This window comes from Streptococcus infantis (assembly GCF_047463655.1).
In the GTDB taxonomy this organism is placed as follows: domain Bacteria; phylum Bacillota; class Bacilli; order Lactobacillales; family Streptococcaceae; genus Streptococcus; species Streptococcus infantis_Z.
This window is the reverse complement of the sequence record NZ_JASHDM010000002.1, coordinates 135,850-148,717: the sequence shown is the minus strand read 5'-3', so window position 1 is coordinate 148,717 and position 12,868 is coordinate 135,850. Positions and strand designations below refer to the sequence as shown.

16 protein-coding genes are annotated in these 12,868 nt (G+C 41.4%); 14 read left to right on the top strand and 2 right to left on the bottom strand.

Annotation, left to right across the window (positions count from 1 at the left end; translation table 11 throughout):
• Positions 1 to 128: 128 nt before the first annotated feature.
• Both QM877_RS03035 and sstT read right to left on the bottom strand, forming a co-directional pair.
• Positions 129 to 1,103 (bottom strand): aromatic acid exporter family protein, encoded by a 975-nt coding sequence (locus QM877_RS03035; protein WP_414317543.1) that lies wholly within the window; start codon positions 1,101 to 1,103, stop codon positions 129 to 131.
• 64 nt (positions 1,104 to 1,167) lie between these two features.
• The gene (gene sstT / locus QM877_RS03030) at positions 1,168 to 2,373 is read right to left on the bottom strand and encodes a serine/threonine transporter SstT (RefSeq protein ID WP_049549262.1); all 1,206 of its coding nucleotides are present in this window, start codon (positions 2,371 to 2,373) and stop codon (positions 1,168 to 1,170) included.
• A gap of 150 nt (positions 2,374 to 2,523) precedes the next feature.
• Between sstT and QM877_RS03025 the strand changes: the two genes are divergently transcribed.
• From QM877_RS03025 to QM877_RS02960, 14 genes are all read left to right on the top strand, one after another.
• Entirely contained in the window at positions 2,524 to 3,090 is a 567-nt protein-coding gene (locus QM877_RS03025) for a mechanosensitive ion channel family protein (RefSeq protein ID WP_049549263.1), read from the top strand.
• 51 nt (positions 3,091 to 3,141) lie between these two features.
• On the top strand, positions 3,142 to 4,047 hold the full coding sequence (locus QM877_RS03020; RefSeq protein ID WP_414317542.1) for a magnesium transporter CorA family protein: 906 nt from the start codon (positions 3,142 to 3,144) through the stop codon (positions 4,045 to 4,047).
• A gap of 16 nt (positions 4,048 to 4,063) precedes the next feature.
• Positions 4,064 to 4,591 (top strand): YqeG family HAD IIIA-type phosphatase, encoded by a 528-nt coding sequence (locus tag QM877_RS03015; RefSeq protein ID WP_414317541.1) that lies wholly within the window; start codon positions 4,064 to 4,066, stop codon positions 4,589 to 4,591.
• Between the two features lie 2 nt (positions 4,592 to 4,593).
• On the top strand, positions 4,594 to 5,700 hold the full coding sequence (gene yqeH, locus QM877_RS03010) for a ribosome biogenesis GTPase YqeH (RefSeq protein WP_414317540.1): 1,107 nt from the start codon (positions 4,594 to 4,596) through the stop codon (positions 5,698 to 5,700).
• A gap of 213 nt (positions 5,701 to 5,913) precedes the next feature.
• Positions 5,914 to 6,225, top strand: a complete 312-nt coding sequence (gene yhbY, locus QM877_RS03005; RefSeq protein WP_000060171.1) for a ribosome assembly RNA-binding protein YhbY — start codon at positions 5,914 to 5,916, stop codon at positions 6,223 to 6,225.
• A 48-nt stretch (positions 6,226 to 6,273) separates the two neighbouring features.
• A complete protein-coding gene (locus tag QM877_RS03000; protein WP_004251404.1) occupies positions 6,274 to 6,903 on the top strand; it encodes a nicotinate-nucleotide adenylyltransferase in 630 nt (209 codons plus the stop codon).
• Complete coding sequence (gene yqeK, locus QM877_RS02995) at positions 6,903 to 7,496, top strand: bis(5'-nucleosyl)-tetraphosphatase (symmetrical) YqeK (protein WP_414317539.1); 594 nt, start codon at positions 6,903 to 6,905, stop codon at positions 7,494 to 7,496. The genes QM877_RS03000 and yqeK overlap by 1 nt, the downstream gene beginning before the upstream one ends.
• Positions 7,497 to 7,997: a cysteine hydrolase family protein gene (locus QM877_RS02990; RefSeq protein ID WP_075229324.1), complete on the top strand. Its 501-nt coding sequence runs from the start codon at positions 7,497 to 7,499 to the stop codon at positions 7,995 to 7,997. It abuts the gene before it with no gap.
• Positions 7,998 to 8,009: 12 nt separating this feature from the next.
• On the top strand, positions 8,010 to 8,363 hold the full coding sequence (gene rsfS / locus QM877_RS02985) for a ribosome silencing factor (protein WP_414317538.1): 354 nt from the start codon (positions 8,010 to 8,012) through the stop codon (positions 8,361 to 8,363).
• 109 nt (positions 8,364 to 8,472) lie between these two features.
• Positions 8,473 to 9,213 carry a class I SAM-dependent DNA methyltransferase gene (locus QM877_RS02980; RefSeq protein WP_414317537.1) on the top strand — a complete coding sequence of 247 codons (741 nt, stop codon included), beginning with the start codon at positions 8,473 to 8,475 and terminating at the stop codon, positions 9,211 to 9,213.
• Positions 9,214 to 9,222: 9 nt separating this feature from the next.
• The gene (locus QM877_RS02975) at positions 9,223 to 10,320 is read left to right on the top strand and encodes a nucleotidyltransferase (RefSeq protein WP_414317536.1); all 1,098 of its coding nucleotides are present in this window, start codon (positions 9,223 to 9,225) and stop codon (positions 10,318 to 10,320) included.
• A gap of 133 nt (positions 10,321 to 10,453) precedes the next feature.
• Entirely contained in the window at positions 10,454 to 10,708 is a 255-nt protein-coding gene (locus QM877_RS02970; RefSeq protein WP_373075837.1) for a type II toxin-antitoxin system Phd/YefM family antitoxin, read from the top strand.
• A 3-nt stretch (positions 10,709 to 10,711) separates the two neighbouring features.
• On the top strand, positions 10,712 to 10,966 hold the full coding sequence (locus QM877_RS02965) for a Txe/YoeB family addiction module toxin (RefSeq protein ID WP_414317535.1): 255 nt from the start codon (positions 10,712 to 10,714) through the stop codon (positions 10,964 to 10,966).
• Positions 10,967 to 11,182: 216 nt separating this feature from the next.
• The gene (locus tag QM877_RS02960) at positions 11,183 to 12,796 is read left to right on the top strand and encodes a ribonuclease Y (RefSeq protein WP_414317534.1); all 1,614 of its coding nucleotides are present in this window, start codon (positions 11,183 to 11,185) and stop codon (positions 12,794 to 12,796) included.
• Positions 12,797 to 12,868: the final 72 nt, after the last annotated feature.

The window sequence follows — 12,868 nt, the reverse complement described above, 5'->3', positions numbered from 1 at the left end:
CAATGTGAGTTTCATAGGAGTTCATGCCAATGTTGATATTCTGTAAGCATGATTCACTAGTTAGCTAGGTTTGAGACAGAAAAACACCTTTTGAATTGCAAGTTTTCGCAGTTCAAAAGGTGTTTTGTTTATGATGATAGATTGCTTTTTTCTTCAGAATAGCGTTGATAGAAGTCAACTTTCAGTTGAATAAAGTTTTCCAATTCGCGCAGGAGTTGAAGTAAGGTTGCGCGCGTTTCAAATTCTTCCCTTGTTTTAGGGAGGTTACGATTGCGAAATACCTGCAGGTAGCTTTCAATATCATTTAATAGATCGTTGGCTGGATTGGTCTGACTGAGTTGATCCGCAATTTTAGCAAATAGCTGGGCAAGGATTAGGCTTTCGCTTGCTGCTAGATTACAGGTATTGATTTGCTGGGCCATATTGCGAAGAATGCGACTCTGTCTCTGTCTCATTTCAAAATAGTGGATATGGTAATCGGTTTGGTGGAAGAGGTGGTCAGAGTGATCAAGGTAGACGAGTTTGAGCGCTTCTTCGAGGAATTGGTCCAGTTCTTCAACAAGTTGTGCACGGTTGCGGCCATCGCCCTTTCCAAGATAATATTCAAAACGTTGCAGGATGTGTTTTAGTTTTTCTTCCACCTTGAGATGATAGAGATGGATTTCTTCTTGTCGAGAAGGCATGTAGAGGTTGACAGTCAAGGCAAATCCCGTACCAATAAGAAATAGGAGGAGCTCATTCACAAGCAGATCTGGTGATATAGACTCTTGAACCAAGAGATGACTGACCAAGACACTACTAGGGGTAATCCCAATTTCCCAGCCGAATTTGTAGGCAAGAGGAACATAGAGGGCCAAATAGAGACCGAAACTCCGGATATGGTAGCCAGTCAGGTGAAAGGAAAGGACACCAATGAAAAGAGCAAGAAGAGTTGAAAATAAACGATTACGAGCTAGCTTAATGGTGCTTCGACGGGTATCCGATAAGCTCAATAGAGCAATGATACCAGCGGACACTGCTGAGGATAAATCTAGAAAGTAGGCTAGAACACAGGCCAAACAGGTTGCCAGAACGAGTTTAAAAGTACGTTGGGTGATAGACATGAGACATTTCCTAAAATGAATGATAGAAACCAGACAAAACAAGCCCTAAATAGGCTTGCCTTGATTATTTATTGCGAGCAGAGGAAAATTCAGCTACTGCTGTAAAGAGGACATCTGTTGAGGAGTTGAGGGCTGTTTCGCAAGAGTCTTGGATAACACCGATGACAAATCCGACACCCACAACCTGCATAGCGATATCATTGGTAATCCCAAAGAGACTGCAAGCAACTGGGATAAGTAGGAGAGAACCTCCAGCAATTCCTGAAGCACCGCAGGCAGAGATGGCTGCAACGATACTGAGTACAAAGGCTGTTGCAAAATCAACTGAGATTCCAAGGGTATTGACAGCAGCTAGGGTTAAGATGTTGATGGTAACAGCAGCTCCAGCCATATTGATGGTTGATCCCAAGGGGATAGAGACAGAATAGGTATCTGGATTAAGACCTAGATCCTCACAGAGTTTCATATTAACAGGGATATTAGCAGCGGAACTTCGGGTGAAAAAGGCTGTGACTCCGCTGATACGCAAACATTTCCAAACAAGTGGATAAGGATTTTTCTTGATAAAGAGAAAAGCAATCAGAGGATTGATCACTAGGGCAACGAAAACCATAGTGGCAATCAAAAGTCCGAGTAAGATTCCGTAATTTGCTAAACTAGCGATACCTTGGTCTGAGATGGTTTTGAAGACTAACCCGAGGATACCAAAGGGCGCAAGGTTGATGATCCATTCGACAATTTTTGAAGTCACACTGGCCATTGTTTTGAGTAGCTCCTTGCTATTTTTGCTAGCTTCTCGCATGGCAATCCCAAAGACGATAGCCCAAGACAAAATTCCGATATAGTTAGCTTCGATGATGGCATTGACAGGATTATCTACTATTTTTAGCAGAAGATTGCTGAGCACTTGTCCGATACCGTCTGGAGGAGTAACTTCTGTGCTAGCGCTACTCAAGACCATCTGAACAGGGAAGAGAAAGCTAGCCAAAACTGCTATAAGAGCCGCAGCAAAGGTCCCCAGCAAATAGAGGAAAATGACTTTTTTCATATTGCTATCTTGACCTTTCTGGTGTTGGGAAAGGGCGTTAGCGACTAAAGCAAAAACCAGGATAGGGGCGATGGCCTTTAGTCCTCCTACAAATAAATCTCCCAATAAACCGATGCCAGTTAGATTAGGAACGAGTAGACCTAGAATAGCCCCCAAGGTCATTCCGATTCCGATCCGTTTGATCAGATTTGTTTTGTTCCAAGCACGAATAATTCTTTTCATAAAGGTCTCCTTTTTGTGTATTGTTTATGATTATAGTATAAATATACTTGAAAAGCAAGTGTCTCATAGATTTTATTAGAATAAATGAATATTTATGAAAAGGATGGCTGGGAAGGATTTATGGTATAATGGATAGAAAAGGAGTTTTATATGCAAGAATTTTTTCAACGTTATCTGGATAAATTAGATCTAACAACTGTTTTAGAAAATCTCTTGACCAAGGTGATTTCTCTTCTACTTCTTATCCTTCTATCTTATATAGCTAAAAAGTTCCTCCATGTTGCTGTACGAAAGATTGTCAAACCATCACTTAAATTTTCAAATCGAGATGCTGGTAGACAAAAGACTATCTCTCGTTTGCTTGAAAATATTTTTAACTATATCCTTTATTTCTTCTTGATTTACTGTATCTTGTCTATCTTAGGGTTACCTGTTTCTAGCTTGCTTGCAGGTGCAGGAATTGCTGGGGTGGCTATCGGTATGGGGGCACAAGGTTTTCTATCAGACGTCATCAACGGCTTCTTTATTCTCTTTGAACGTCAGTTGGATGTAGGAGATGAAGTTATTTTGACCAATGGGCCTATTACTGTATCAGGAAAAGTAGTTAGTGTCGGAATTCGAACGACTCAACTGAGAAGTGACGACCAAGCCCTTCACTTTGTTCCTAACCGCAATATTACTGTGGTTAGCAATTTTTCAAGAAAAGAAGAGAACTGAAATTTTACCTCTTTTATGGTACAATAGAATGAGTTTGGTAAAGGAGAAACGATGTTTTTAGATGAGCAATTAGGAAATGGTTGTGTTTGGATCAACCTAGATGTAGAAAAAATTAAAAATCTTGAAGATTTATCTGAAATCTACGGATTAGATAAGGAAACCATCGAATATGCGCTGGATAAAAATGAACGTGCCCATATGGATTACAACCGTGAGAATGGGACTGTGACCTTTATCTACAATGTTCTGGATTTAGAAAAGGACAAGGATTACTATGAAGCGATTCCCATGACCTTTATCGTTGAAAACAAACGAATGATTACCATCAGCAACCATAAGAATGCTTATGTCATTGATCAGATGTTAGCTTATCTGGATAGCCATGAGTCGCTTTCTATTTACAAGTTTCTCTTTGCTGGTTTAGAGATTATCAGTAACGCTTATTATCCTGTCATTGAAGAGATGGATAAAAGTAAGGACGAAATTAGTGCCTTGCTACGTCAAACTACAACAAAGAAAAATCTCTTCGCCCTCTCTGACTTGGAGACAGGTATGGTTTACTTGACAGCAGCGGCAAAACAAAATCGACTCCTCTTGGAACATATCCAGGGTCATGCTCTTTATCGGAGATTTAATGATGTCGAACGAGAGCAGTTTGATGATGCCATGATTGAAGCCCATCAGTTGGTGTCTATGACAGACTTGATTTCTCAAGTCTTACAACAACTCTCTTCTTCTTACAACAACATCCTAAACAATAACCTGAATGATAGTTTGTCAATTTTGACTATTATCTCCGTCTTACTAGCAGTACTTGCGGTTATTACAGGTTTCTTCGGAATGAATGTTCCTCTACCATTTACAGAAGAGCCAAATGCTTGGATTTATATCTTAATGGCTAGCTTGATTTTATGGGCAGCCTTATCTCAATGGCTGAAGAAAATTACTAGAAAATAAAAGAGAAGGAGCCAGAATGGCGATTGAAAATTACATGCCAGATTTTGCTGTGGAAGCAGTTTATGATTTGACAGTAGAAAGCCTGCAAAAACAAGGAATAAAAGCTGTTTTGGTGGATTTAGATAATACTCTCATTGCTTGGAATAACCCTGACGGGACTCCAGAGATGAAGCAGTGGTTACATGACCTTCGTGATGCTGGTATTCGTATCATCGTGGTGTCTAACAATACTCCCAAACGTGTCAAACGAGCAGTTGAAAAATTTGACATTGACTATGTTTACTGGGCACTGAAGCCCTTTACTTTAGGAATTAACCGTGCCATGAAACATTTCCACTATGAAAAAGACCAAGTGGTCATGGTTGGCGACCAGCTCATGACCGATATTCGAGCAGCCCATCGAGCAGGCATTCGCTCGATTTTGGTCAAACCCTTGGTTCAACACGACTCTATTAAAACTCAGATCAACCGAGCGCGTGAGCGTCGTATGATGAGAAAAATCGCTGAAAAGTACGGCCCTATTACTTATAAAAAAGGAATCTAATTATGGAAGAAATTCTCTGTATTGGTTGTGGAGCAACCATTCAGACGGAAGATAAGACTGGTTTAGGTTTTACACCTCAGTCAGCACTTGAAAAAGGTTTGGAAACTGGAGAAGTCTATTGTCAACGCTGTTTCCGTCTGCGCTACTACAATGAAATCACAGATGTCCAGTTGACAGATGATGATTTCCTCAAACTTCTGCACGAGGTGGGGGACAGTGATGCCTTGGTAGTTAACGTTATTGATATCTTTGACTTCAATGGATCAGTCATCCCAGGATTGCCCCGCTTTGTGTCAGGTAATGATGTGCTCTTGGTTGGAAATAAAAAAGACATCCTTCCTAAGTCTGTTAAGCCTGGTAAAATTAGCCAATGGCTCATGGAACGTGCCCATGAGGAGGGTCTTCGTCCAGTCGATGTCGTCTTGACTTCAGCGCAAAATAAGCATGCCATTAAGGAAGTCATTGACAAGATCGAGCACTACCGTAAGGGCCGTGATGTCTATGTGGTCGGTGTAACCAACGTTGGAAAATCAACTCTAATCAATGCCATTATCCAAGAAATCACGGGTGACCAAAATGTCATTACGACTTCGCGTTTCCCAGGGACAACATTGGATAAAATCGAGATTCCGCTTGATGACGGATCTTATATCTACGATACACCGGGGATTATCCACCGTCATCAGATGGCCCATTATTTGACGGCTAAAAACCTCAAGTATGTCAGCCCCAAAAAGGAAATCAAGCCTAAAACCTATCAGCTAAATCCTGAACAAACCCTGTTTTTAGGTGGTCTCGGACGCTTTGATTTCATATCAGGAGAAAAGCAAGGTTTCACAGCCTTCTTTGACAATGAACTCAAATTGCATCGTACCAAGCTTGAAGGCGCTAGCGACTTTTATGATAAGCACCTGGGAACCCTTCTAACACCACCAAATAGCAAGGAAAAAGAAGTTTTTCCAAAACTGGTCCAACATGTCTTTACTATCAAGGATAAGACAGACCTCGTTATCTCAGGACTAGGTTGGATCCGTGTAACAGGAACTGCAAAAGTAGCCGTCTGGGCACCAGAAGGCGTCGCCGTCGTCACACGAAAAGCAATTATTTAAACACAGAAAGGAAAGAGTTATCTTTATAAAGGCGAGCATGGCGAGCCCATAGAAGATACTTTTCGCCGTGGTGTTAATTGGTACAAGTGATTGTACCAACTGCGGAAAATTTGAGACCTTAGGCTCAAATTTTAGTCATGAAAGTCCAGAGGACTTTGCTGACGTCCGTCACCACTTCAGAAAAGTATAAAAAGAAACTCTCTTAAATGAATTATGTCATTAACATCGAAACAACGTGCCTTCCTCAACAGTCAGGCACACACCCTCAAGCCCATCATCCAAATCGGGAAAAATGGACTCAACGACCAAATCAAAACCAGCGTTCGTCAGGCACTTGATGCTCGTGAATTGATCAAGGTCACTCTCTTGCAAAACACAGATGAAAACATCCACGAAGTAGCTGAAATCTTGGAAGAAGAAATCGGTGTGGATACAGTCCAAAAAATCGGTCGTATCTTGATTTTGTATAAACAATCAAGCAAGAAAGAAAATCGTAAGATTTCTAAAAAAGTTAAAGAAATCTAAAAATATACTCCCAAACTGTTTTTACAGAAGACTAAAGGAGATTAGCCTATGGCAATCGAATTATTAACTCCCTTTACAAAAGTGGAGTTAGAGCCAGAAATCAAGGATAAAAAACGTAAGCAAGTTGGAATCTTAGGGGGAAATTTTAACCCTGTTCACAATGCCCACCTTATCGTGGCAGACCAAGTGCGCCAACAGTTGGGATTGGATCAAGTTCTGCTTATGCCTGAATACCAACCACCTCACGTAGACAAAAAGGAAACCATTTCTGAACACCACCGCCTCAAGATGCTTGAATTGGCTATCGATGGAATCGAAGGTTTAGCTATTGAGACAATCGAGCTAGAGCGTAAGGGGATTTCCTACACCTACGACACCATGAAGATTTTGACAGAGAAAAATCCAGATACCGATTATTACTTTATCATCGGCGCTGACATGGTAGACTATTTACCCAAATGGTATAGAATTGATGAACTGGTAGACCTAGTTCAGTTTGTAGGAGTTCAACGCCCACGCTACAAGGCAGGGACTTCTTATCCAGTCATCTGGGTGGATGTGCCTCTCATGGATATTTCATCCAGTATGGTGCGTGATTTCATTGCTCAAGGACGCACCCCTAACTTTCTCCTACCTAAGCCTGTACTAGACTATATTGAGAAAGAAGGGCTTTACTGATGGCATACCAAGACTATATCAACTGTTCGCGTGAAGAATTGTTGGAAAAAATGGCAGAGCTCCTACCTGAAAAACGTCTAACCCATTGTCTGGGTGTAGAGCGTGCAGCCATAGAATTGGCTCAGTGCTTTGGTGTGGATGTTGAGAAGGCTGGTTTGGCAGGTCTCCTTCATGACTATGCTAAAAAGCTATCAGATCAAGAGTTTCTAGACTTGATTGATCGATATCAACTAGATCCAGACCTTAAAAACTGGGGCAATAATGTCTGGCATGGCATGGTCGGCATTTACAAGATTCAGGAAGATTTAAACTTGCAAGATCCTGAAATTTTACGGGCTATCGAAATTCATACAGTCGGAGCAAGTCAGATGACGGACCTAGACAAGGTTATCTACGTCGCAGACTATATCGAGCACAATCGTGCCTTTCCAGGTGTGGACCAGGCGCGTGAGATTGCAAGTTTGTCACTCAATAAGGCAGTAGCTTATGAAACAGCTCGCACTGTGGAACATTTGGCTCGCCAGGGATTGCCTATCTATCCCCAAACCCTTGAAACCTATAACGCCTATGTGCACTATTTGAAAGAGAATTAAATGAAGACTGCTTTTATCATTATTGATGTACAAAATATTTTAGTGGAAACAGGTTTTAAGACAGATAGTCTATTGGAAAAAATTTCTTATTTACAAAACCAAGCTAGAAGTAAGAATATCGAAATTATCTATGTTCAACATATTGAGAACCCTGAAGCCCAAATATCAGAAGATTGGCAGTTATCTGAGCTTTTAAATCGAAAACCTGATGAAAAGGTCTTTCAGAAGAAGTATAATAGTATTTTCAAAGAAACTGGCTTAAGAGAATACTTGGATAAACAGGGAATTGAAAAATTAGTTTTATGTGGTATGCAGACTGAATATTGTGTGGATACCTCTGTCAAGGTTGCTTTTGAATATGGCTATCAGCTTATTATTCCAGAAGGAACTTGCACAACGTTTGATGGGAAAGACATTCCAGCTGAAACGATAAATAAATTCTATGAGGGCATTTGGGAGGGGCGCTTTGCAGATGTCCTAGATTACAAACATATTTTCTAGAAAGAGGATTAAATGAACGAAAAAGAATTACTAGAACTAGTCGTGAAAGCGGCTGATGAGAAACGTGCGGAGGATATCCTCGCACTTGACGTACAAGATTTGACCAGTGTGACAGACTATTTTGTTATTACTAGCTCTATGAATAGCCGTCAGTTGGATGCTATCGCTGACAATATCCGTGAAAAAGTAGCTGAAGCTGGCTTTAAAGGTAGCCATGTTGAAGGCGATGCAGCTGGAGGCTGGGTCCTATTAGACCTCGGTAGTGTCGTAGTGCATATCTTCTCAGAAGAAATGCGTGCCCACTATAACCTCGAAAAACTATGGCATGAGGCGGATTCTGTAGACTTATCTGAAACTCTGGCGTAGAAGATGAACTCAGTTGTAGTCAACTGGGTTTCTTTGCTTATTTTAGAAGAAAATTGTTAGAAAGGTAAGGGCTAGTGGTGTTTACCATGGGGCTCTTGGTATCATGATTATGGCAACTTATGAAACTTTTGCGGCGGTTTATGATGCGGTCATGGATGATAGTTTATACGACAAATGGACGGACTTTTCTCTGCGTCATTTACCTAAAACCAAGGACAGAAAGAAACTATTGGAGCTTGCTTGCGGGACAGGGATCCAGTCTGTGCGCTTTTCTCAGGCTGGTTTTGATGTGACTGGACTGGACTTGAGCGCAGATATGTTGAAGATTGCTGAGAAGAGAGCAACTTCCGCCAAGCAAAAGATTGATTTTATGGAAGGCAATATGCTGGATTTGTCCAAGGCTGGTCAATACGACTTTGTGACCTGCTATTCCGATTCAATCTGTTACATGCAGGATGAGGTGGAAGTTGGGGACGTTTTTAAAGAAGTCTATAATGCCCTCAATGAAGATGGTGTTTTTATCTTTGATGTGCATTCGACTTACCAGACAGATGAGGTCTTCCCAGACTATTCCTACCATGAAAATGCCGAAGACTTTGCCATGCTTTGGGATACCTATGAGGACGATGCTCCTCACTCCATCGTGCATGAACTGACCTTCTTTATCAAGGAGGCAGATGGTTCCTTTAGCCGTCATGATGAGGTACATGAGGAGCGTACATACGAGGTCTTGACCTATGATATTTTGCTGGAACAGGCTGGTTTTAAGTCCTTCAAACTCTTTGCAGACTTCGAGGATAAGGAGCCTACAGAAACTAGCACCCGTTGGTTTTTTGTGGCACAGAAGTAGGAGAATATCATGACCATTACAGGTATTATCGCGGAGTTCAATCCTTTTCATAATGGCCACAAATACCTGCTGGAACAGGCAGATGGGTTGAAAATCGTTGCCATGTCTGGGAATTTTATGCAGCGTGGGGAGCCTGCTATCGTGGACAAGTGGACACGGGCTCAGATGGCGCTGGAAAATGGGGCAGATCTGGTAGTAGAATTACCTTTTTTAGTCAGTGTTCAAGCGGCGGATTTCTTTGGACAAGGAGCAGTAGATATCTTGGCACAGTTAGGAATTGACAGCCTAGCTTTTGGGACAGAGGAAGTTCTAGATTACCAGAAAATTGCAGACCTATACTCAGAACGTGGTCAAGAGATGGAGAAATTTGTGGATAATTTACCTGATTCTCTTTCTTACCCTCAGAAAACGCAAGCTATGTGGAAGGAATTTGCAGGTCTTGATTTTTCAGGCAATACGCCTAATCATGTCCTTGCTCTCGCCTATGCCAAGGCAGTTGCGGGACGAAACATCAAGTTGCACCCGATTCAGCGTCGGGGGGCAGGTTACCATTCTGTGGATAAAGATGTGGGCTTTGCTTCAGCGACAGCTCTTCGTCAGCACCAGAAGGACCAAGACTTCTTAGACCGCTTTATGCCATCTGTTGAGCCCTTTGAAAATGCTGGTAAGGTAAACTGGGAAGATTATTTTTCTTTGCTTCGCTATCAAATCTTGTCAAATCCAGAACTAACTACTATCTATCAGGTTAATCAAGAGATGGCTGTGCGCATTAAGGAAGCCATCAAAACAGCCCAATCTGTAGAGGAATTGGTTGAGTTAGTGGCTACCAAACGCTACACCAAAGCGCGTGTCAGACGCCTCTTGACCTATATCCTGGTACAGGCCAGAGAAAGTGACTTGCCAGAAGCCATTCATGTCCTTGGTTTCACTGAAAAAGGCAGACAACATCTTAAATCCTTGAAAGTCCAAGTCCAGCTAGTTAGCCGCATCGGCAAAGAACCCTGGGATGCCATGACCCAAAAGGCAGACCAGATTTACCAACTGGGAAATCCAAGTATAGAAGAGCAGAATTTCGGCAGAGTACCCATTAGAATAGAATCAAACTAAGTCTACTGAAAGGTAGGCTTTTTTTAGTTTTTTTCGAATAACTAGATAGAAAAGAAAAAATCTTGTACAAGTTCCTGACAACTTTTTTCTTTTCGTGTATAATAGTGGAAAAGAGGTAAAACGAGGTATGGTTATGGAAGCAGTTCTTTACTCAACATTCCGAAATCATTTAAAGGACTATATGAAGAAGGTAAACGATGAGTTTGAACCTTTGACTGTGGTCAATAAAAATCCTGACGAGGACATTGTAGTTCTTTCAAGGAGTGAGTGGGATAGTATTCAAGAAACGCTGAGGGTTGCTCAAAACAAGGAGCTTTCTGACAAGGTTTTGCGAGGGATGGCTCAAGTTCGAGCAGGGCAGGCCAAAGTTCATAATATTGAGGAGTAATGGATGCTGCTCAAGTTTACAGAAGATGCCTGGGCAGATTATTGCTACTGGCAAAACCAAGATAAGAAAACATTAAAAAGAATCAACAAACTAATCAAGGATATTCAACGTGATCCATTTACAGGAATTGGTAAACCAGAACCACTCAAATATGACTACCAAGGAGCTTGGTCACGTCGCATTGATGCAGAAAATCGCTTGATTTATATGATAGATGGGGATAGCGTGGCTTTCTTGTCCGTCAAAGATCACTACTAAGTCTACTGAGAGGTGGGCTTTTTCTAATTTGTGTGTAAAAAAATTCTTAAAAAATTTGGTTAGTAACAATAGCCTAGTTTATCAGGGGAAATAAGGATTTTAATCGCCGAAATAAGCAAAACAACTTCAAATTAAGGTTTGTTAAAAATCAATTTTTATGGTAAAATGTATAAGAATGTAATTCATTCGGATTAACAAATTTAATGAGGTAAAAACATGGAAATCATGACAATTGCGATTGTTGTTTTTGCCGTCATCATTGGTTTAGTCATTGGATATGTCAGCATCTCAGTCAAGATGAAATCATCACAAGAGGCTGCGGAGTTGATGCTTTTAAATGCTGAACAAGAAGCAACTAATTTACGAGGACAAGCAGAGCGCGAAGCGGATTTATTACTCAATGAAGCTAAGAGCGAAAGCAAGTCTCTTAAAAAAGAAGCACTATTGGAGGCTAAAGAGGAAGCCAGAAAATACCGTGAAGAAGTGGACGCTGAATTTAAGTCAGAACGTCAAGAACTCAAGCAAATCGAAAGTCGTTTGACGGAGAGAGCTACGAGCCTTGATCGTAAAGATGACAATTTGACGAACAAAGAAAAAACACTTGAACAAAAAGAACAAAGTATTTCTGATAGAGCAAAAAACCTTGATGTACGTGAAGAACAACTAGAAGAAATTGAGAATCAAAAGCAAGCTGAACTAGAACGTATCGGAACTCTAACTCAGTCGGAAGCAAAAGACATTATCTTGGCTCAGACAGAGGAAAACTTGACTAAGGAAATTGCTGGTCGTATTCGTGAGGCTGAGCAAGAAGTTAAGGAACGTTCAGATAAGCTGGCTAAGGATATCTTGGCTCAAGCCATGCAGAGAATTGCTGGTGAGTATGTGGCTGAGTCTACCAACTCTACGGTTCATCTGCCTGATGATACCATGAAAGGTCGCATCATTGGTCGTGAAGGGCGTAACATCCGTACTTTTGAAAGTTTGACAGGGGTTGATGTCATCATTGATGATACGCCAGAAGTGGTAACCTTGTCAGGTTTTGATCCTATCCGTCGCGAGATTGCCCGTATGACGATGGAAACCTTGCTTAAGGATGGACGTATTCACCCAGCTCGTATCGAAGAGTTGGTTGAGAAAAATCGTCAAGAGATTGATAACAAGATTCGTGAATATGGTGAAGCTGCAGCCTATGAAATTGGTGCACCGAACCTTCACCCTGACTTGATGAAGATCATGGGTCGCTTGCAGTTCCGTACGTCATACGGACAAAATGTCTTGCGTCACTCGATTGAAGTGGCTAAGTTGGTTGGTATCATGGCTAGCGAACTTGGTGAAAATGCTACCCTTGCTCGTCGTGCGGGATTCCTCCACGATATCGGGAAAGCCATTGACCGTGAGGTAGAAGGCAGCCACGTTGAGATTGGTACAGAATTGGCTCGCAAGTATAAGGAACACCCAGTTGTGATCAATACCATCGCTAGTCACCATGGTGATGTAGAACCTGAGAGTGTGATTGCAGTTATCGTTGCCGCGGCGGATGCCTTGAGTGCTGCTCGTCCAGGAGCTCGTAGCGAATCACTTGAAAGCTACATCAAACGTCTCCATGATTTAGAGGAAATTGCTAATAGCTTTGAAGGTGTTCAAAATAGCTTTGCCCTTCAAGCTGGTCGCGAAATCCGCATCATGGTAAACCCAGGTCAAATCAAAGATGATAAGGTCACAATCTTGGCTCATAAAGTTCGTGAGAAAATCGAAAACAATCTCGATTACCCAGGAAATATCAAGGTAACCGTGATTCGTGAACTTCGTGCAGTTGATTATGCAAAATAAATAAGAAAGAGCAGTTGAAAAATTACTGCTTTTTTGTTACACTAGATAGAAAGATTGTAGTGTGCAGAAATG